The organism is Oxynema mangrovii CENA135 (assembly GCF_016632315.1).
Lineage (GTDB): Bacteria > Cyanobacteriota > Cyanobacteriia > Cyanobacteriales > Laspinemataceae > Oxynema > Oxynema aestuarii.
On record NZ_JAEOXH010000001.1, the window covers coordinates 3,379,287 to 3,400,177 of the forward strand.

Annotated in this window: 12 protein-coding genes and 2 pseudogenes; 7 read left to right on the forward strand and 7 right to left on the reverse strand. The window is 50.3% G+C overall.

The window, feature by feature from the left end; translation table 11 throughout:
• Positions 1-23: 23 nt before the first annotated feature.
• Entirely contained in the window at positions 24-4,748 is a 4,725-nt protein-coding gene (locus JJD41_RS13220) for an nSTAND1 domain-containing NTPase (RefSeq protein WP_200666602.1), read from the reverse strand.
• 66 nt (positions 4,749-4,814) lie between these two features.
• Between JJD41_RS13220 and JJD41_RS13225 the strand changes: the two genes are divergently transcribed.
• From JJD41_RS13225 to JJD41_RS13245, 5 genes and pseudogenes are all read left to right on the forward strand, one after another.
• Complete coding sequence (locus JJD41_RS13225; protein WP_200666604.1) at positions 4,815-5,279, forward strand: hypothetical protein; 465 nt, start codon at positions 4,815-4,817, stop codon at positions 5,277-5,279.
• On the forward strand, positions 5,276-6,919 hold the full coding sequence (locus JJD41_RS13230) for a hypothetical protein (protein ID WP_200666606.1): 1,644 nt from the start codon (positions 5,276-5,278) through the stop codon (positions 6,917-6,919). Before JJD41_RS13225 ends, JJD41_RS13230 begins: the two co-directional genes overlap by 4 nt.
• A 363-nt stretch (positions 6,920-7,282) precedes the next feature.
• Positions 7,283-8,469, forward strand: a pseudogene (locus JJD41_RS13235) (ISAs1 family transposase).
• A 101-nt stretch (positions 8,470-8,570) separates the two neighbouring features.
• On the forward strand, positions 8,571-9,755 hold the full coding sequence (locus tag JJD41_RS24815; RefSeq protein ID WP_234488498.1) for a transposase: 1,185 nt from the start codon (positions 8,571-8,573) through the stop codon (positions 9,753-9,755).
• Positions 9,756-9,837: 82 nt separating this feature from the next.
• Positions 9,838-10,275 (forward strand): annotated as a pseudogene (locus JJD41_RS13245) (AAA family ATPase); the annotation flags it as partial.
• A 155-nt stretch (positions 10,276-10,430) separates the two neighbouring features.
• On the opposite strand, the gene JJD41_RS13250 reads toward JJD41_RS13245, so the two are convergent.
• The 4 genes from JJD41_RS13250 to JJD41_RS13265 all read right to left on the reverse strand — a co-directional run bounded on the left by JJD41_RS13250 (position 10,431) and on the right by JJD41_RS13265 (position 17,896).
• Entirely contained in the window at positions 10,431-10,700 is a 270-nt protein-coding gene (locus JJD41_RS13250) for a YciI family protein (RefSeq protein ID WP_200666608.1), read from the reverse strand.
• Positions 10,701-10,822: 122 nt separating this feature from the next.
• Entirely contained in the window at positions 10,823-13,297 is a 2,475-nt protein-coding gene (gene pheT, locus JJD41_RS13255; protein WP_200666610.1) for a phenylalanine--tRNA ligase subunit beta, read from the reverse strand.
• Between the two features lie 87 nt (positions 13,298-13,384).
• Positions 13,385-14,998 (reverse strand): serine/threonine-protein kinase, encoded by a 1,614-nt coding sequence (locus JJD41_RS13260; protein WP_200666612.1) that lies wholly within the window; start codon positions 14,996-14,998, stop codon positions 13,385-13,387.
• A gap of 873 nt (positions 14,999-15,871) precedes the next feature.
• On the reverse strand, positions 15,872-17,896 hold the full coding sequence (locus JJD41_RS13265) for a serine/threonine-protein kinase (RefSeq protein ID WP_200666614.1): 2,025 nt from the start codon (positions 17,894-17,896) through the stop codon (positions 15,872-15,874).
• A gap of 598 nt (positions 17,897-18,494) precedes the next feature.
• Between JJD41_RS13265 and JJD41_RS13270 the strand changes: the two genes are divergently transcribed.
• Positions 18,495-18,716 carry a ferredoxin-thioredoxin reductase variable chain gene (locus JJD41_RS13270; protein WP_200666617.1) on the forward strand — a complete coding sequence of 74 codons (222 nt, stop codon included), beginning with the start codon at positions 18,495-18,497 and terminating at the stop codon, positions 18,714-18,716.
• A 74-nt stretch (positions 18,717-18,790) separates the two neighbouring features.
• Here JJD41_RS13270 and JJD41_RS13275 read toward each other — a convergent pair whose 3' ends face one another.
• Positions 18,791-19,018, reverse strand: a complete 228-nt coding sequence (locus JJD41_RS13275) for a hypothetical protein (protein ID WP_200666619.1) — start codon at positions 19,016-19,018, stop codon at positions 18,791-18,793.
• Between the two features lie 98 nt (positions 19,019-19,116).
• Positions 19,117-19,938, reverse strand: coding sequence for a YdcF family protein (locus JJD41_RS13280; protein ID WP_200666622.1), 822 nt, complete (start codon positions 19,936-19,938; stop codon positions 19,117-19,119).
• Positions 19,939-20,199: 261 nt separating this feature from the next.
• Here JJD41_RS13280 and JJD41_RS13285 point away from each other — a divergent pair, with 261 nt between their 5' ends.
• Positions 20,200-20,736, forward strand: a complete 537-nt coding sequence (locus JJD41_RS13285; protein ID WP_200666624.1) for a peroxiredoxin — start codon at positions 20,200-20,202, stop codon at positions 20,734-20,736.
• Positions 20,737-20,891: the final 155 nt, after the last annotated feature.

Consider the following 20,891-nt stretch of genomic DNA (forward strand, 5'->3'; position numbering starts at 1 on the left):
CAGACGAACAACAAAGGTAAAATCTACTCCTGACAAAATTCTCTAACCTGTGAAGCCTGAGAAGCATTTGCCAGATACCCTTCCAGCCACTCACACCCCGCTACCAACAACTCATCCAACCCTGGAACTTGCCATAACTGCAAACTCCCTGCATCTCCTCCAGCTATAATCGACTGCCCATCGGGACTAAAACTCAGACCCCACACTGCCCCTGACTGATTGGCAAACTCAGCCACTTGCCGCCCCTGTAAATCCCAAATTCGCACCGTTCCATCCATCCCCCCAGTAGCAATATACAACCCATCGGGGCTAAACCTCACCGCATTAATCCCACTCTGGTAGCTGAAAAACTCAACTTGTTGCCGACCCGACATATCCCACAGCCGCACCATACTATTATTATCTGCCGTCACCAATTGCTGGCCATCGGGGCTAAAACTGACACTGCGGATTTGCCCCTGATGTCCCTGCCATTCTTGCTGCAACTCACCGGATATATCCCACAGCTTAATTTTCCCGTCCCAGTCCGTACTCACAATCCGCTGCCCATCGGGACTAAACGCCACTTTACCCACCACCGCTTCATGTCCTTTGAGGGTTGCCAGCAATTCTCCCGACAAATTCCACAATCGCGCCGTCTTGTCTGCCCCGGAAGTCACAATTAACTGACCGTCGGGACTAAAACTGACACTATTCACCCAAGACTCGTGACCTTTTAACTGTCCCTGGGGTTGTCCCGAACTATCCCAAAGCCGCACCGTATTCTCATATCCTGCCGTGGCAATCGTTTTACCATCGGGACTGTAACTCACACTCCAGACTGCGCCACGAGAATTCGCCGTCCACTGCGCCACTTGTTCCCCGGACAAATCCCAAATGCGGACAACTCCCTCATCTCCGGACCCAATAATGCGCTGTCCGTCGGGACTGAAACTGACACTGTTCACATCCTCTTGATGACCGGAAAACTGCACCCCTACCCCTGTCCGTGCGGACATATCCCATAAACGAGAGGTGCCATCCCGTCCCGCACTGACCAAATATCGGCCATCGGGGCTAAAATTCGCTTGCCACACGGTTCCGCGATGACCTTGCAACCGGGCAATTTCCCGACCGGAGTTTTCCCACAGCCGCACCGTCCCATCATCTCCTGCGGTTGCCAACCGCTGACCGTCGGGGCTAAAACTCACGGCAATTACCCAGCCTTGATGTCCCTCAAGCTGTTGCACTTCTTTACCAGACAAATCCCAAATGCGAGCAGTATTATCGTCCCCCGCTGTTGCCAACTGCTGACCATCGGGGCTAAAGGTCACGTCAAACACCCGCTGTCCGTGTGCTTTAAATTGACTGACCTGCTTTCCAGACAAATTCCACAGTCGAACCGTGCCATCTTTCCCTGCCGTCGCTATTTTTTCCCCATTCGGGCTAAAACTAATCTGACTCACTCCTCCCGGATGGTCAAATTTGGCCTTCTCCCCTGCCGACATATCCCACAACTTCACTACACCAAAGTCATCCCCAGAGGCAAAATGGCCGTCGGGACTGAAACTCACCGCATTAACTACGGTTTCGTGTGCCATTTTTGCCAGTTGTTTGCCGGAAGTATCCCAGAGTCGCACGGTACTATCTCCCCCGGCACTGACAATTTTCTGGCCATCGGCACTAAAACTGATATCATTGATGCCGCCTAACACACCGCCCAGATGACCTTGGAGTTTAACTGGTTTTGTTCGCTCTGTTCCTGAAAGGCTCCAAATTCGCACAATTCCATCCCGTCCTGCGGTGGCAACGGTTTCTCCATTAGGACTGAAACTGGCAGCTTTGACCTCTTCTCCATTCGCATCAAATCGATCGCGCTCGTAAATGGTATCGAGAATTTTCTGTAACGCCAAGATGGGACTAGCTGCTGGATAATCTTGCGGGAGGCGATCGTCTTTCACGATTTCCCGCAATCGCTGACCGCTTTGCATGGCTGAAAGCAATGCCTCTAGTTCGCCCGATCGCAATTGTCGCAGGGCACTGACTCCCGCTTGTTCGAGTCTGGTTCCTTCCTCTGCTTCCCGTTGTTTGTCACTGGCGATCCTTGCCGAAGCTAAAAATATCCCAGAAAAAACAAAACTGGTCAGCAGAACGCCCGACCCGATTATAGTCCCGATTTTAATTGTGCGCTTTGCTTTCTGATTAGCATCTTCAAGAACATGGTTAGCATCTTCAAGAAAATGGTTAGCATCGGCCAGAATTTTCGCTTCTTCTTGCGCTGTTTTTTTACGTTTTTCTTCTAGTTCAGCTTTTTGTTGTGCAGTTTCTTTCTCCTGCCTTTCTCTCTCCAAAGCCAGTTGAGCTTCTTTTTGCTCATTTTCAGCCCGTTGTCTTTCTTGTTCTCTTTGCTGTCTTTCTAGTTCAGCCCTTTCTTGTGCAATCTCTTTCTCCTGCCTTTCTCTCTCCAAAGCCAGTTGAGCTTCTCTTTGCTCATTTTCAGCCCGTTGTCTTTCTTGTTCTCTTTGCTGTCTTTCTAGTTCAGCCCTTTCTTGTGCAATCTCTTTCTCCTGCCTTTCTCTCTCCAAAGCCAGTTGAGCTTCTTTTTGTTCATCTTCAGCGAGTTGGCGAGCTTCTTGACTCAATTGAATTAAATCAACCGCATCCGATGACAGTTCTCCAGGGTATTGTTGCCAAAACTCTTCTGCTAAAACTAGACGACTGCCACCGAGCAAATCTCCGGGTTGATGAGATTTTCCACCATCCACCCATTGCCGAGCCTCAACTTCAATTCGCCGCTGATTTCGCAACATTTCTCGGCTTTCTTCCAGCCAGCTTTTCAACTGGGGCCAGTGACGGATGAGGGATTCATGGGCCACATCAATGACGGTTACTTTTCCGGTTTCTCCTCGTGGTTGCAATTCATCAGTCACCACTAACCGCGCTTTGACTAATTTTTCGATCGCGCGATCGACCAGTTCTTCGGTATATTCCGTAGTAATCAGTTCATTTTTCAGCACCCGTCGGCGAGTATCGTCCGTCCCTTCTCCCAACTGGGTCAGTTCCAAGAAAATGCGCTTGGCGACTTTCTGTTCCGCTTCAGAAAACTCTTGAAAAACTTCATCTGCTTGCTTTTTCAGCGCTCCCTTGATTCCCTCCAAACGGTTATATTCCGAAAGGGTCAACCGACTGACTGTTTTTTGATCCCAGAGTTCGGTCAGGGTATATTGCAAAAGCGGTAAACTTCCCGGAGAACCTTGCACGTCCTCAACCATTTGTTTAATCAGTCCCGCGTCCACTTCCAGTCCCACTTGCTGCGCGGGTTTACTAATTGCCTCGTGCAAATCTTGTGCGGTCATGGTTCTCAGAGTCAGCTTATGTTCTTCCTTGGCCATATAGTCTGCCAGACCGGAATGCTCTTGTTCCACACATTTCCCCAAAAAATCAGTCCTCATCACCAACACCAAACAAAGCTTGCCATTACTTTGCTCTAACGCTCCCAAGAGGCACTGAAAAAACTTTTGCCGTTCCGAGTCATCTTCACAGAGAGTAAAAATTTCCTCAAATTGGTCGATCGTCAAGACAACACGAGGCGCTGGAGTTGCTTCGATCAGACGCTTTAAGCCTTCCGCGCCTGAGAAAATCAACTCCTCAGCGTTTTTAAGCTGAGTCGCACGTTCAACTGGGGAGAGTTCCGGTTCTGCATCCACAAATACCCGAGCTAAGTTTTGCAGGGGACTGCTATCTTGTTCTCCTGGGGTGAAAGGAGGGTAAATTTTCCAGCGATCGCTCGACCCCCAGCGATCCTCAGAAAACTTTTGCCCTAATTTAAGCTGATACAACAACCCCGCTCGAACCAGGGAAGACTTGCCACTGCCAGAAGGTCCGAGAACTGCCAGAAAATTGTGACTGCGAATTTTGGCGATCGCATCGTTGATGTCACTGGTACGCCCATAAAAATATTCAGCATCTTCTTGCTTAAAATCAAAATACCTCAACCCCCGATAAGGACAAATTCCTTCCCGAACCGGCTTAACCGACTCCAACTTTCTGCTGGTCAGGATAATCGGATCCCCAGGGTTGCTATAAATCGGCGCTTGAGGGACTCCTTTAAATTTCTCTTTAATAAAATCTGTCAGGTGATTATTTGTCACCACCCCATCAGCATAGTTATTGGGGTCGAGTCCCTGCAACAGAAACTCAGTCAAAACCCCATGCTCGCCACTTAACGACTCATAAGCTGACTCAAAAGGACGACAGGCAGCAATAAAACACCGATCTTTTCCTTTGCCCAAACTCCCTGGATCGGCTTCATCAAAATTATGCAACTCCCCACTGTGGCAGCAGTCCAGCCAGATAATTTGCTGCCTGACCGTATTTTTCTGCTGCAACAAGCGACGCAACCATTGCAGCGACAGACCCCGAAATCCTACACTGGGATCGGAGTCACTGGTTGCCAAAAAGCCTTCAGTAATACCGCCGCTACTTTCGCGTAACCCATGACCGGCAAAAAACAGCAACGCGGTTTCAGGGGCTTCTCCTTCGGGGTTGAAGAGATTAGCGATCGCCTTCTTCAACTCCTCGCAAGAAAGCTCGCCATCGCGATCTACGCATAGCTTGCCGTTTATACTGGCTTCCGGCAATCGTCGCACGCGAAAATCCCCATACTTTTCCAGAAGTTGAGCAACCGCTTCGGCATCCCGTGCGGGTTTCGGCAAATCCGTCAACTCCAGATAGTTATTAATGCCCACCACCAGTGCATCGCGAGTCATAGTTGAGCTAGAGGTAAAACTGAGTTATTCTATATTGACATATAAAGTTACACCTAACATAGGATCGTGGCAAAATCAGCAAACGAAACCTTACTTGCGATCTTGCTGGCACTAGAGAATTTAGAAACCCCGCTCAGTGCCGATGAGCAAGCGACCTTAAAAAAAACAGGTCAACGGCTAACTATGCACCCCAAAAAGTGGGAATCTGCCACTCAAAAGCTGCTGGAGGCTTTCGAGAGTAATGCCTCTTTCCAACAATGTTACCAAGCGGCTCTCACGCAATTAGAAAACTTCCAAGGTAACATTCCACCAGAACTGCTCCCCACTGAAGAAGAGTTACAACAAGCACTTCCCTCCGAGGGGAAAGTGGTGAAGCGAGCTTATTTTGAGGGACAACCGGATCGCGTCAGCAATGAAATTCTTAACGTAGTGACAAACGTTCTCAAAACATCCGACCCAGAAATTCCTCTCGGCAAACTCAGCTTAAGTCAACGCATTCTCGCCTTCTTCAAGTCTCGTAACTCCCAATGAACCAACTCATCTATCCCAATCTATTTTATTTTGTCTATGACTTGCGAGAGGGCTTAGGAGAAGACGAGCGAGAACTGAAAAAAAACCAAGAAATATTTGCCTCCAAATTTCAAGAAACTCCTTCAATCCTAGAGCGAGATACTATCCTGGAAACCGAATACCATGAGCTACTCGCTCCTCAGCAGCCTCCAATCAAGCGATTTCCCGACAGCGATCGACCTTACGAAGGATATTATTATCCCGTGCGGTTAAATGATACTTACGGTCTGCTAGTCGCCTGTTCCTTCCAGGAAACGCCCCAAATTCATGAAATCAATACAATTCTTCCCCAACTTAAATCTAAAATTGACGAAAAGCTGACTGCATCTAAAGGAGTCAAAGAAGGAACGCTAGGACAAACCTGGATGCTACTAGCTCATGTTCCAGAACCCTCGGCCAAAAATATTAAAGAGATAGCCAAAGCCTGTTACCAGCAACTAACCCAGCAGATAGATCCTCAAAATGAATTTGATTGGGAACGGGATTTGCAAGGAGAAGGCTATTTTATGGGAGGGATGGTATTTGAATTAGTGCAGTATAAAACCCTTCTCCACGAAGTCCCTGCTAAGCGTTCCAGGCGCGATCGCCTCGCCGAGCGTTCCAATCTACCCACCATTCAAAATCTTCAGCAATCCCATCACATTATTATTGCATTATATCCCAACGGTCGAGCCGCCAAGCAAGCCGCACAATTAAACTTTAGTTGGCTTCGACTCTTTTGCTATCGGCACAAAATTTTGTGGGCGTATGGTCAGAGTCGATATCTTAAGCAACAGTTAAAAATTAGTTATAAAAAAATCAAAAGATGTATTGATTTAGTGAAACAGCAAACTGAACCGAGCCTCAACCTGTCAGAGCTTCAAAAGAGCTTGTTTGACGCTCAAAGCACTTTGTCCAGATATGCAATCGATTTAAACGAGTTTGCCGACCAAATTCGCACAATCGAAATTAATTTACTCAATTACCAACGCCGACTGAAAACCATTCAAGAAAATACACAAAATAAATCCGCAGAAGCCTTACGTTCCAGCACAGGCTATCCCCCTCTCCAAGCTTTAGTTTCGCAACTGGACAGCCCTGAACTCAATGCTATAGTAGGTCTATTGGTAAACTGGCAACTTTCCTGTGATTTCACTTTTTTAGAGAAATTCAGGAATGACGTACAAGATAAATATTTGTTACAGATTCAGAAAGATTATGACAGTCTCAGCCCTGGACTAACGCTTCTAGAAGATTTAATCAATTCAATTCGAGGAATTACAGAACTCGACCAAGCGCAGCGCGATCGCAATTTTCAAGCCATTGTAGGTGTGGTTGGGATTGGATTGGCATTAGGTGCCCTCTTTGCTTCAATTTCCGGCCATTTCCCCACCGCTTATAACGACCGCTACGTTATTGATGTGACCACCGATCCAGTGTGGTCTACTTTACTAAAATTAGGAGTTCCAGAACCTTGGGTAGCCCCTTCAGTATCAGCATTGATTAGTGTGGGAGTGTCAATTGGGTTTATTGCGAGCGCAGTTATCTTCTGGATTTTCATCCAATTCTTAAAAAGATTTATCTTTAAAGTCAGCCGATTATTCAAAAAGATATTTTATTAAAATCTAGAAAGTGGTTTCATCACAAATTACTCATTGGCTGTCTCATGTCACCTTTATTGAATGCTATTGAATCATCATTTGTTGTACCATTTATCGCTGGTTATCTCTGGGTTTGATTATGTTACCTCTGCTGATTGTCAATTGAGTTCAGATGCTCCAAAAGGTTTGGTGGAGATCGCGCCCCTGCAATAGCGATCTCGCTCTCGTGACTTGCGCTTCTGGTAAGCGGATATCCAGGGGAAATTCATCTAATTTTGTAGCCAATTTACTTGACAAAAAAATAAAATGTCCATAAGGCTAGGTTAAATAAATTTGGTTAAGATCGAGATGCATCGAAATTGAGAGTGTTTTGAATTCAAGATCATGGCTAAAGGTTTTGCCCCCACGGTTGAAGCGAAAAACAAAAAGACCAGGAGTCAACTTCAATCCATCCCCTCTATCTCTGAAGTACAAGACAATTTATTGAGTTATGTGGAAGAAATTAAAGACCCTCGCTCACCCCGAACTCAAAAACATTTATTGAAAGATATTTTAGCGATCGCGATTTTAGCCGTTATTGCGGGTGCGGAAGGATGGGAAGACATGGAAAATTACGGGCTGAGCAAATATGTTTGGTTAAAAGAGTTCTTAGCCTTACCCAATGGCATTCCTTCTGATGATACGTTCCGGCGAGTTTTTGAACGAATAAACCCCCTGGAGTTAGAGCGAATATTAGCCCGATGATTTCAAAGTATTATGGGGTCTTTAGTGGGAGAAGTCGTCTCGATAGATGGGAAATGTCTGCGAGGCTCTTATGACCGAGAAAAGGGGATTAAAGCGTTAAGTTTACTGACCGCTTGGGCGGGGAAACAACAACTAATTTTAGGACAAGTCAAGGTAGAGGATAAGTCCAACGAAATTCCGGCAATTCCCACTTTGTTAAAGTTATTAGATCTTCAAGGAGCTGTCGTCACGATTGATGCTCTAGGGACTCAAGTTAAAATTGTTCAACAAATTCAAGCCCAAAAAGCTGATTATGTCCTCGCCTTAAAAAAGAATCATTCCACCCTTTACACCCAAATTGAAGAAGAGTTTGAATCCTTAAGAAAATCTCCGAGCAACTCCAGTGAAGTGAGCTACGAACAACGCCTTGAAAAAGGACATCATCGGGTTGAGAAACGACGAGTTTGGGCGATTCCCGTTTCCCAATTTACCCATCTTCATCATCAAGAACAATGGTGCGGACTTCAAACAATTGTTGTGGTCGAACGAATTCGTCATCTCTCGAATAAAACGACTCGGGAAGTTCAGTTTTATCTGTCTTCTCTTCCAGCTAATGCTTCCCTTTTAGGCAAGATTATTCGACAGCACTGGGGAATTGAGAACCAAGTTCATTGGGTTTTAGATGTGACTTTTAATGAAGATTCCTGTCGGATTCGTTCCGGTCATAGTCCTCACAATTTATCTTTACTCCGGCGCTGGGCTTTGAATGTTCTTCGTCAAGAAACCACTCTTCGGCTTTGCGACAGAAACAGAAACGAGCCGCGATGAATAATGACTACACGACCTGACTGCCTGACAGAAGTAGGTGAAAGCCAAGAAGCACGAGGACATGAGCGAAGAGGGTAGAGAATCATGAGAAGCTAGAGTTACCACACAACAGCCTAAACACATGAGAACCTCTACCCATTTGTATGGTCAACTATTCAATCAATTAAGTCAACATAGCCGCGTCTGCGATTGGCGCCACTTAAAAGCGCTGGCATGGATGGTGAGTGCCTTGCTCTATAGCGGAGAATTGAATCTGGCTGCATGGGAGCCATATGTGTTGAGTCGAGCGAAGAAAGCGCAAAGTACGGAGCGGCGCTGGCAACGATTTATGGACAATAACCGCATTCGCGTGATGGCGATTTACTTACCGTTGGTGCTAGCGGCTCTGAGTGGATGGAAGCAACAGCGATTGTATTTAGCCTTGGATACGACGGTTTTGTGGGAGCGCTTTTGCATGATTCACCTGTCGGTAGTGTGCTGTGGACGGGCGGTTCCCTTGTTGTGGCGAGTCCTAGAACATGGCAGTGCCACTGTTGCCTTTGAGGAGTACCAACCGGTTTTGCGCCGTGCTCGATGGCTGTTGCGGCATCATCAGGATGTGATGCTCTTAGCCGACCGAGGCTTTGCCAATCATGAATTAATGAAATGGTTACGGCACAGCCACTGGCATTACTGTCTGCGATTACCCTGTGATGTCTTGATCCACACCACAAGACGTTATCCTTTGAAGGTTGGGACGCTTTATCCTCCCCTCGGCGAAGCCAGACTTTATCAAAATGTGGGCTTGTGGCTTGACGGCGAGCATCGCTGTAACTTAGTCATTGCAACGGTACAGGGAGCTAAAGAATCTTGGGCAGTGGTCACTGATGAACCTCCGAGCTTGCAGACACTCTGGCAGTATGCCAAAAGGTTTCAGGTAGAGGAATTATTTTTGGATAGCAAGTCGGGTGCTTTTGAGTTAGAAGACTCACGCTTGCGCTCTGCTGCCGCCCTTGAACGCCTTTATCTGGTCGCTGCTATTGCCTTGCTGTTTGCTACCTCCCAAGGCATGGCGGTGCAGATCGCTGGCTTCAGGCAACAGGTAGATCCGCATTGGCGACGTGGTATAAGCTATCTCAAAATTGGACTCCGCTGGCTGCGAGGGGTAATTCATAAAGGACGGACTTTGCTGCCTTGCGTTGCGTTGTTACCCAATGACCCTCAACCTTGTTTCGCCTCCCTCAAAGCCAAGCATCACTATTATGACCACATCTGGTTTGATCGAGTTCGCTCCATTGTTTGTAAACCTGGTCATACTGTCAATTAGAAAAGATGTGTCAGGCAGTCAGCTACACGACTACTGTTCTCAAAGCTTTTTGTCAAGCCTGATTGAGATGCTCTTACCCTGACAAGTAGCGGGTTTAGGTAAATTAGCCACCCAAATTTTCAGCGACAGAAAACTCAAAGACCCAAAAAAATGGTCGGAACTTATCCAACTTTACAACGGTAACCCTTTATGGTTGAAGATCGTCGCCTCCACTATTGTCGATTTATTTAATGGTAGCGTTCGAGAATTTCTCTCTTATCCCACCCTATTTTTAGGAGACTTAGAACCCATCCTCAAACAACATTATCAACGCCTCTGTGAATCCGAGAAAATCCTGATTCATTGGTTAGCAAACCAAGACCAGGCTGTAAACATTAGCCAGAAACCTCCAGAACTTTTAGCCGATCGCGACTTCTTAAAAGCAATTCAATCTTTAACTAGACGAAATTTATTGGAAAAATCAGCAGGTTTAACACTACAGCCTGCGATTAAACAATATGTGAAGAATTTTATTTCATAGGCTATAGCAGTGCTTAATGAATTAGGAGTATAAGAAGATAGAAATTGAAGCCACTTTTCAAGTAAATCAAGTCTGAATTCGGTAGATGAACTCCCCCTCACATGGGAATGAGAGGTTTGAGAATAGGCATCTTATGGATTCAAAAGAAATCTCGATTAAAATGCCTGAATCCACTCTTTAACTTCGTATTCTGTCCAGATTCCATGTTGCCAATAGGGATCGGACTCGATCGCCCGCCGAACGGTTTCCTCATCGGGGGCGTCGTAAATCGCAAACACTTTACTCAGATCGGCGGTAGAACCGATGGTGACGATTAATCCCGCTTGTTTCTGTTGTTTGATTCCGGCTAAATGAGCTTGGCGAAACGGTTCTCTTTTTTGAAAAACACGATCGCAGTAGCTGCCCCACATCACATATTTTGGCATTTTAATATTTATTTTTACTTCAAACAACCCGAGAACAAGAAAAGGTTTCTCTCGGCGAATTGAGAAAAGGTGAGGACGGGCAAAATGCCCGCCACTTGCTCGGATCTCAAGGGAATCTTTCCCTAACTTCTCAAACTGACCTCAAACTGTTTCACCAACAGATCGCGTACCTTTTGATGAGTCTTTTCGACCTCTTCATCGGTTAAAGTCCGATCGCCGCCCCGGTAAATCAAACGAAACGCCAAACTGCGCTGTCCTTCCGGGACATTTTGACCGCGATATTCGTCGAACAAATCCACCGATTCGAGTAAAGAACCGCCCGCTTTTTGCATCACTTTAGCCAATTGGGCCACCGACAACTCTACCGGAGAGAAAAAGGCCAAATCGCGACCGGAAGCGGGATAGGGGGAGAAGGCGACGAATTTCTGACCGCCGATTTGCTTGCTCAACGCTTGCACGATCGGGTCTAAATCCATTTGGAAGACATACACTTCCTCGGGTAAATCTCGGTCTTGCCTCACTTGCGGGTGCAGTTGTCCGAACACGCCGATCGCCTTGCCCCACAACCAAATCGAGGCAGTGCGTCCCGGATGCAAGTGAGTTTGACAATATTCGGCAAACAAGGGATGCAAACCCCGATCGCCTTGATTGAACGGACGATAGTCGAGGGCGAGTCCGAGGCGATCGCACGCACTTTCTAACATCCCCTTAGCTTCGTACCAACTCATCCCCCGTTCGCGTCCGCCGCGTACCCAGCGACCGCGACTCGGATCGCCGCCCATCATCCCGGCGATCGCCTCTTTTTCGTGAGATCCTTCCTCACCTTTCCAGAACACCCGTCCGATTTCAAAGCCGTTGAGGGGGCCGTTCCCTTGTTCTAAGTTGTAGACAAATGCATCCACCATTGCGGACAGCATCTCGGTTCGCAAGGCGGAATACTCCACAAATAAGGGATTGTGCAGGGCAATTTGGGTCTCGTCGGTGGCTTTGACGAGGGAATAGTGCATCAACTCGGTCAATCCGGCGGCGCGCAAGGCGGCGCGCAGTTCGCGCAGGACTTGTTGGGGAACAGTCAAATCGCCGCAGGCACTTTGACTCGGCAGGGTCGCACAAAAGTTATCGTAACCGTAGAGACGGGCGATTTCTTCGATTAAGTCGATTTCCCGTTCCAAATCCCGGGCGCGGTACGGCGGAACGGTGACGGTCCAAGTTTGGGAATTGCCGTCTGTTTCTAAGGTACAGCCGAGGGCGGTTAAAATGCGCTCTACGGTGTCTCCATCCAGTTGTCCCGTGCCGTCCCCTTGGCGGATCGGACCGAGGACGTGGTTGACGCGATCGAGGCGTAGGGCGATCGCCCGACTCCACTGAGTGCGATCGCCACGCGCGTCCGCCTGTGCTTGGGCGAGGACTTCACCCCCCGCCAGTTCTTCGATCAGGGCGATCGCCCGACGGCAAGCCATTTCCAATTCCGCCTGGTTGACCCCGCGTTCGTAGCGCGCCGAGGACTCGCTTCGCAGGCCCTGACTGCGCGCCGATCGCCGAATCGCCGCCGAATCGAATAACGCCGCTTCCAAGACTAAATTCTCGGTGTTCTCGTCTACTTCAGTCTCTTCGCCACCCATCACCCCGGCGAGGGCCACCGCCGCATCGTTGGCGGTAATCACCAGAGATTCGGGTTTGAGGGTGCGCTGTTGTCCGTCGAGAGTTTTTAAAGACTCGTCGGCGCGGGCGAAACGGACGCCAATGGTGAGGGTGTCGCCCCCTGCGACCTGCTCTAATTTGGCGCGATCGAAGGCGTGCAGGGGTTGGCCCCATTCGAGTAAGACGTAGTTGGTCACGTCTACGACATTGTTAATCGGGCGGACTCCGGCGGCTTCGAGGCGTTGCTGTAACCAGGCGGGAGACGGGCCGATCTTCACCGAGGCGATCGCCGTTCCGATATACGCCGGACAGGCTTGAAATTCGCTCACCTCTACCGTCAGCGACTCGTCACCCGTCGGGAAGGCGCGATCGTCCACGGCGGGCAATCGCAACGGCGCCCCGGTCAAGGCGACCACTTCCCGGGCAACGCCGACCATACTGAGGGCGTCGGCGCGGTTGGCGGTGGAGGTCAGATCGAGAATCACGTCATCGAGACCCAACAGGGGACGGGCATCGCTGCCGACTTCGAGGGGATCCCCTGAGAAAATATGAATTCCGGCGGATTCTTTAGCCAGACCGACTTCGGCGAGAGAGCAAATCATCCCGGTGGAGGGGACGCCGCGCAGTTTGGCTTTTTTAATTTTGAGGTCGATCGTGGGCAGATAGGTGCCGACGGTGGCGACGGGGACGTAAATCCCGGCTTTGACGTTGGGGGCGCCGCAAACGATGTTGAGGAGGTCTCCAGCACCGACATCGACTTGACAGACGCTCAGTTTATCGGCATCCGGGTGGCGATCGCAGGTGACGACTTTACCGACGACGACGCCATCGGCCCAACGGCGGCGGTCTTCAATCTCTTCGACTTCAAACCCAGCCATGGTCAGCGTATGCGCCAACTCTTCGGGGGACATCGTGATGTCTACCAGTTCCCGCAACCAGTTTAATGAGATCCGCATTGACTTGAAAGACTTAGAAATAGATCGGCCTGACTCATTCTACTAGCTGGGCGCAGCGCGCGATCGCCCGCGAGGGGTCGAGGCACTCTAGCCGAACAAACCACCTTTCCCGTTGGGCTTGATCGTGCGCCAGTTGGTGCGGGCCATTGCCAATTGGCTGTCGGCAATGCGCGCCCCGGTGAGGTTGGCGCCGCAAAGATTGGTTTTGTGTAGGTTGGCGTTCATCAACGAGGCGTTACTCAAGTCGGCGCCGCGCAAGTCGGCCCCGGCGAGGTTGGCATTGACCAGATAGGCTTTACTGAGATTGGCATCTCTGAGGTTGGCTTGAAGCAGGGAAGCGCGACCGAAGTTCGCGTTAAAGAGATTGGCTTCTTGCAAGTTGATCCGATTCATTTTGGCGTCGTAGAAGTTCGACCCCGAGAGGTTGGCTTTGGCGAGGTTGAGTCCGACTAAATCGCTGTCGGCAAAATCCCGGCGCCCCTTGGTGTAGGCGAGGCGAACTCCCGAGGCGTCGAGTTTTTCTGGGTTCGAGGAGCCTTGACGGAACAGGGTTTGAGTTCGCATTCCCGTCGGGTCGGAATTGGCGATCGTCTGGCCGCGATTGAGTTCGGTGCGCGGGTCGCGTTGACCGGGGCGCGGTTTTTTGCCTTTGCGGGCCCGCAGTAGCTGCACTTGGCTGACCACGGGAGAGACCCAAGCGGAACTGCCCCCTTCGTCGAGTTCGGTTTGTTCGTCCGTAGAGGACGATCGCCCTCGTCCTTGACTGCTGAGGCTGCCGGAGAGGTCGTCGTCGGACAGTTGGCGGTGCAGTTCGCGCAAGGCTTGTTCGGCGTTGCCGAAGCGATCGCGCACCGAGGCGGCGAGCATTCGATCGAGTAGGGCGGCGAGGCGATCGCTCACGTAAACGTGGGGGCGCCAGATCAGTTCCCCGCTCATCGGATCGTAGCCGAAGTGCTTGGGAGATTTTCCGGTGAGTAAGTAGAGGCAGGTGGCGCCGACGGCGTAAATATCGCTAGCGTACACCGGACGTTGTGCCATTTGTTCTTGAGGGGCGAAGCCGGGGGTGCCGATCGCGAAGGAGGTGAAGATCGTATCTCCGGTAGAGTTCGCATTGAGCATTGCGGTCTGACTGACTTTATCTTTGACCGCTCCAAAGTCAATCAACACGAGCTTGCGATCGATGTCTCGTCGGATGATATTCGCGGGTTTAATATCGCGGTGAATGACTTCGTTATCGTGCAAGTATTTCACCAATGGCAAAATTTGTTCGAGAAATTCCCGAACTTGCTGTTCGCTAAAGGTTCCCTGTTTCTTAACTTCTTGTTTTAAGGTTTTGCCACTGACATATTCTTGAACGAGATAAAATTGATTGTCACTTTCAAAATAATCGAGCAGGCGAGGAACTTGTGGATGATCGCCAATTCTGCCCAGGGTTTCGGCTTCTCGTTTGAATAATTTCCGAGCCATATCGAGAACGTTGGGCGAGGTCGAAGCGGGGCGTAATTGCTTGATCACGCAAATCGGTTTCCCCGGTAAGGCTTGGTCCATCGCGATAAAGGTGGCTCCAAAACCCCCTTGACCTAATGCTTCGACAATGCGATAGCGATCGCGAAGTAGGAGTTTGGAACCGCAGCCCTGACAGCGCGTGGCCCGGTCGGAGTTATTCGGATTGGGACAGTCGGGATTGACACAATAGCTCATTAAACTTCACCCGGATTGTGCGAAAGCTGTTTGACAGCTCATTAGTCGGTTAACGTAGATGCCAAACCAATATTGGCTTCCCACATGGCAATTCAAATCACAGTACACTTATTCCCTAGATTAGAGGATTTAAGAGCGCTTGAGGGAAATTGCAGTAGAAATCCCTTGAAGTGTTGCCAAAGTTACTTTTCTTTTCCTTAAAGTCTCAGTAAATCATTCGGCTTTCAATTGGCCACTGGCGTTACCCAAGGATGTCCTTATCGATATCATTCCCAAAAGGTCGGTTAAACGAACGAAAGACAAGGGGAATTCCGATTTTTTTAACTAATTCTCGGTCGGATTGGTGCCATTTTGCCCGATCGCCTGCGGTCTCCTCGGACCGTCGCGATCGCACAATTGCCCGGCGATCGAAAGCAATCGCGCTCGGATTTGGGGAGCCAACCGTCCCGATACTTAATTTTTTCCTAAAATAATCGAAAGCGCCGTGATTTCCCTCAACTCTAGCGATCGCCATTTCACCGCCTCAGCCCGTCGCCATTTTAGGGAACAATAGCAGTTCAAACGATCGCCTCGACCCCCCGGGCGATCGCGACAGGCGGCTTGCCTTGGGTGGGGTTCGACTTCAATTTACAAAATTTACGCACGACTTGGGCGAGGGGTGAAAACCACCAATTCCCCCCCGACTCCGACGGGCGATCGCCGTCGAATTTTTATTCTCTCCCCAATATTTTAAATTTCCCCGCCCGGGAGTGTAAAGCCTTGGCAAAAGTGAGGCTCGGATGTCAAGGGAAACGGGGAAATTTATGGCATTTTTTGACAAAAAAGAGCATCTAGCGAGGTCGGGGGCGCGATCGCGCCCCCCACCCCACGGCCCTAGGGCGACAGTCGCCACATCTTGATCGTGTCGTCGAAGCTGCCACTAATCAGGGTATTGCCCCGACCCACAAAGGCCACTTCTACCCAGTCAGAATGCCCCTTGAGAGTGCCCATTTCCTCGCCCCCGGGCAAACTCCACAGTTTGATCGTTCCGCCCAAATCGCCGCTCGCCAGGCTCTTACCGTTGGGACTGAACGCCACGGAATGAACTTGTTCGTTATGTCCTTTCAACGTATTCAAGCGCAAGCCACTGTCGATATCCCACAGTTCGATCGTCTTGTCCCAACTGCCACTCGCCAGGGTCTGCCCGTCGGGAGAAATCGCCACGGACCAGACCGCATCGGCGTGTCCCACCAGGGTTCGCATCAATTTTCCCGTGCGCCATTTCCACAGCTTGATCGTACCGTCACTGCTGCCACTGGCGAGCAGTTGACCGTCCGGCGAGAAGGCCACCGATTGAACTTCCTGAGAATGACCGACAAAGGTGCGCTCTAAACGACTCGCCGCATGTCCGTAGGCACTCGATCGCACCCGCCAGACTTTAACGCTCTTGTCAAAAGACCCACTGGCGAGAAAATCGCCTTCGGGACTGAAGCTTAAAGAAAATACCCCGGCGCCATGTCCTTTGAGCGTATCGAGCAGCTCGCCCGTTTTTAAATCCCAAATCTTGATCGTTTTGTCCGCACTGCCACTGGCGAGGAACTGACCGTCGGGAGAGATCGCCAACGACCAGACCGGATCGAAATGACCGCCGAGGATGCGAGTGGGAACGCGCACGTTGTCGGCGCCGACTTTCCACAGGTGGATCGTCCCGTCCGTACTCCCACTGGCGATTGTGTTGCCGTCGGGACTGACGGCGACGGACCACACCGGACCGGAGGAGATCGCCAAGGTTCGCATCGGCTGGGTATCTTGGGGTAAGCTCGGCGCGTAATCGGGAATCGCCGTGGGCAGTTTGTAGGTCAACTCCGGCGCTTCGAGGCTTCGCGGCTCCATTTTGAGGGCGGGTTGCACCACCGGACCGGGGAGACCGTGACTGAAGAATAGGGACACCAGGGCGATCGCCGCCCCTCCCACTGCCGTCGCCACCCGGGTTTTTTGCGGCGGCACGAAACTGCCCAAATTCGGGCGATCGAGGGCTTGTAAGACTTCCCCCGCCGTTTGATAGCGTTGTTTGGGATTCCGTTCTACTAATTGGTCGAGAATGCGTCCGAGATGGTGGCTGACCCCCTGTTGCAGGTAGTCGGGCCAGACCCATTCTTCCGCTTCGATCTCGAACAGGTCGAAGGGACTCAGTCCCGTCATCAAATGCAGACAGGTGGCGCCCAAGCTGTACAAGTCGCTGCCGTAGACCGCTTTTCCGTGGGTTTGTTCGGGGGCGGCATATTCCGCCGAACCGTAGGGACGATCGCCCACTTTGAGCGCGGTCAATCCGGTGGGAACTTCGATCGAGCCAAAATCGACTAAAACGATCCGCCCGTCACTTTCCCGGCGGATCAAATTTTCCGGTTTGATATCTCGATGAATGAGTTGGCGATCGTGAATGAATTGCAAAACCGGAAGGATGTCTTTGAGCAATTGACGAATTTTGCTTTCATCAAAAACCCCCTTTTCTGCTAACTCGGACGCGAGGGTTTCCCCGCCGATATATTCTTGTATTAAATAGCGATCGCCATCTTGCTCGAAACAGGCCAATAATTGGGGAATGTGCGGGTGACGACCCAATTCGTCCAATTTTTCCGCCGCTTGTGCAAATAACAAGGAAAACGAACTTTTGGCATTGGAGATCGCGCGATCGCCGCCCCCCGACGTCGGATCGAACTGTTGCTTGATGACGCAGCGCGGTTGCGAGGGTTTATCTTCGTCCACCGCTAGGAAGGTTTGACCGAATTTTCCCCGACCGAGGCATTCGATCGCCCGATAGCGATTTTTTAGCAGTAATTGTTCGCCGCAACTGTCGCAGAATTCAGCATGATATGGATTGTGGGAATTCTGACAGTCGGGATTGATGCAATGAGTCATAATGGCAAGCCCTTAGCAGATTTTATCTATAATCAATCTTCCCCGGAATGTCTTTCATGTCCGGTGTTTCCTCTGATTCCAACGGGGAAAATCGGCGCGTGAATCACCTACATTATATTCACTCGATCCCGATCGAGCCGATCGCTGGCGAGCGCCTTTTAAGCCGCTGCCCCCTCTCTCCTCTTTCCCCGCGCGCCGATCCCCCTGACGCACTCGTTTCGCCGACGAGAAGGGTGACGAAACGCGCCTTCCCCAACTCTATCAAGCCGCGATCGATCGCCCGATCGCCCCCTTACGCTTTGTCTTACTCTGTTATTGAATGGGTGAATTCCAATATAAGGATAGACAAATATAGTGCGATCGCAAAGCTCCTGCCCCCGTCGGCGTCCCTACCCGCAAAGATTGCAGCTTGTTGAAAGTTCAGTAATTGAGGATCGCCGGGTGGCGATCGCCCCGAAACTGCACCCCCGTACCTACCCCAATTGTCGATCGCGGTTGGGATTGTGGGAAGATATAAAAATTGAAAAAACAGATCTAGATCCTGCACCCCAATCCAGTGCAGGTCATTTGCTGAGGGACAAGATAGGTTGAATTTGTTATGAAAATTGGCGATCGCGTTCGCGTGAAAGACTCTGTTGTCGTATACCACCATCCCCAAAACCGCAATGCTCCCTTCGATCTGAAGGGACACGAAGGGGAAGTCATAGCCATCGTTACTGAATGGGAAGGCAGACCTGTCAGCGCCAATTTGCCCGTTCAAGTCAAGTTTGACAAGAAATTCAAAGCCCATTTTCGGGAAGACGAGCTAGAAGCGCTCTAAGCTGCTCTTTCGGAAAGGAACTGAGTTAGTCTTGAGGTCTGGTTCGCGCGCGCCAGGCTAACTCAGTTCCCCCATCAGCGCCGTCCCCGCAAAAACCACCCGAAGAGATTGAGGTCGCCGCGCATTTTCTCTAATTCTTGGCGGTGGCGTTCGGCGGTTTCGTAATACCACTGACAGTGACGGTCGAACTCTTGGCGATATTGAACTTCTCGATAAAAATCGCGGGTAATTTGCGCCGCTTCGAGGGATTCTCCGGCTACGGTCGGCGTCGGAAACAGAGGTAAGAATTCGTGCGGGAGCATGAGGTTTCGCCTAAAACAGTGATGGTTCGAGACGACAGCGCAGCGCGCCGCCTAGATGCGATCGTAGCACTGCTATTTCCCATCGATAGCCAACTCGGCTAAATCCAGCCGCGCAAGCGGTAAATCGCCAATCCCAGATATTCTTTTAATGCCTTGGTCGTATTTTCCAGACGACCGGAATCGGGCAGTAAATTAAGAAGCACCGACTGCCAAGAATGGCTTAATTCCGCCAATTCCTGCTCGCTGACGATAAAATCCGTAGGGGCGGCGATCGCCTCGACCCCTTGTTTGGCAAAACATAACAGCGATCGCGGCATGTGAGACGCCGACGTAACCAACAATACCGGGCCGTCAATTCCCTCCCGTCGCAAAATTTCTGCCACGTTCGCCGCATTTTCATAAGTATTGAGCGAGTTCGGTTCCTCGACGATCGCCCCTTGGGGAACCCCCATCGCCCGCAAAATCTCCGCCATCGCCTCCGATTCCGGCGCACCGCCGCCGCGCCAGTCGATCCGACCCCCCGACGGAATCACGATCGGTGCTTTCCCCGCCAAATACAGGCGCGCGCCGTGGAGGACGCGATCGCCCGCCTCGCTCACATCGACCCAGGGACGGGGATAATTCGCCGCCTTAATCCCGCCACCCAACACCACGATCGCCGATGCATTCGGTAACTCGCCGTCCGGGATATTTTGCCATTCGAGCGATCGCAGCAACCCGTTCGACACCCAGCCATTACTTCCTAACAGTAACCCCACCAAACCCACGGTCAAAATTGCCCCTAAAATGCGTTTGGCGATCGCCCCGGACACCCATCGCGGTCGCTTCCACAACCACAACAACCCCAAAGCCATCGCCACACAAGCTAGACCCAACGGATAGAAGAAAATCGGTAAAAGCTTCGATAAAAATAAAAACATCAGTTCGACAGCGATTGCCCCCGCGCGCAAATCAACCTCAAATTTTAAACGATTTTACCGAAAAAATCCTCTGTTTTAATAATTTATCCCTGCAAAACCCTCAATAAAAATGAGTAATGTTTCATTATAAAACAATTCTAAAACCTGCACGATCGCCCCGAAAAACAACCGCGATCGCCCGATTGAAAACTTTGCAAATTACCGACGAGATGATAGACTTTTCTTAACCCGTCCGAATTGTTGGATTAAAAAATAACAAATATGGCTGATATTCCAGAAAGAGTACCCGACGTTGTATTTAAAACTCGCGTCCGCGATGAATCCGTCGAAGGACCCAACCCCTTTCGCTGGCAAGATCGCACCACCCAAGACATTTTTGGCGGCAAACGAGTCGTCCTCTTCTCCCTTCCCGGAGCCTTCACCCCGACTTGTTCTTCCAACCACCTCCCCCGTTACGAAGAACTCTACGACGAAATCCGCGCTCAAGGCGTCGATGAGATCGTTTGTTTGTCCGTTAACGATGCCTTCGTGATGTTCCAATGGGGCAAACAACAAGGAGTTAAAAACGTCTTCCTACTGCCCGACGGTTCCGGCGATTTTACCCGAGGCATGGGGATGATGGTCGCCAAAGACAACTTAGGATTTGGAGATCGCTCCTGGCGTTATTCCATGGTCGTCAACGACGGCAAAATCGAAAAAATGTTTATCGAACCCGGGAAAGAAGATAACTGTCCCACCGACCCCTACGAAGTCTCCGATGCCGATACGATGTTGAACTATCTCAAATCGGCCAAATAAATCGAATTGACTCGATCTTAGCCCGCTAAAAACTTAGCCCGATAAAAAAGAGAGACGCAAAGCTGCGCGTCTCTCTTTTTTAGAGAAATATATTTTGTAATTTTTTGCCTCTACCCACAGATAGATTCTTGAGGGGAAAGAAGGCAAAAATTAAC

Bases quoted from the DNA above. Each gene is read 5' to 3' on its own strand.
- JJD41_RS13220 (WP_200666602.1), bottom strand. From the start codon at position 4,748: ATGACTCGCGATGCACTGGTGGTGGGCATTAATAACTATCTGGAGTTG.
- JJD41_RS13230 (WP_200666606.1), top strand. From the start codon at position 5,276: ATGAACCAACTCATCTATCCCAATCTATTTTATTTTGTCTATGACTTG.
- JJD41_RS24815 (WP_234488498.1), top strand. From the start codon at position 8,571: ATGAGAACCTCTACCCATTTGTATGGTCAACTATTCAATCAATTAAGT.
- JJD41_RS13250 (WP_200666608.1), bottom strand. From the start codon at position 10,700: ATGCCAAAATATGTGATGTGGGGCAGCTACTGCGATCGTGTTTTTCAA.
- pheT (WP_200666610.1), bottom strand. From the start codon at position 13,297: ATGCGGATCTCATTAAACTGGTTGCGGGAACTGGTAGACATCACGATG.
- JJD41_RS13260 (WP_200666612.1), bottom strand. From the start codon at position 14,998: ATGAGCTATTGTGTCAATCCCGACTGTCCCAATCCGAATAACTCCGAC.
- JJD41_RS13265 (WP_200666614.1), bottom strand. From the start codon at position 17,896: ATGACTCATTGCATCAATCCCGACTGTCAGAATTCCCACAATCCATAT.
- JJD41_RS13270 (WP_200666617.1), top strand. From the start codon at position 18,495: ATGAAAATTGGCGATCGCGTTCGCGTGAAAGACTCTGTTGTCGTATAC.
- JJD41_RS13275 (WP_200666619.1), bottom strand. From the start codon at position 19,018: ATGCTCCCGCACGAATTCTTACCTCTGTTTCCGACGCCGACCGTAGCC.
- JJD41_RS13280 (WP_200666622.1), bottom strand. From the start codon at position 19,938: ATGTTTTTATTTTTATCGAAGCTTTTACCGATTTTCTTCTATCCGTTG.
- JJD41_RS13285 (WP_200666624.1), top strand. From the start codon at position 20,200: ATGGCTGATATTCCAGAAAGAGTACCCGACGTTGTATTTAAAACTCGC.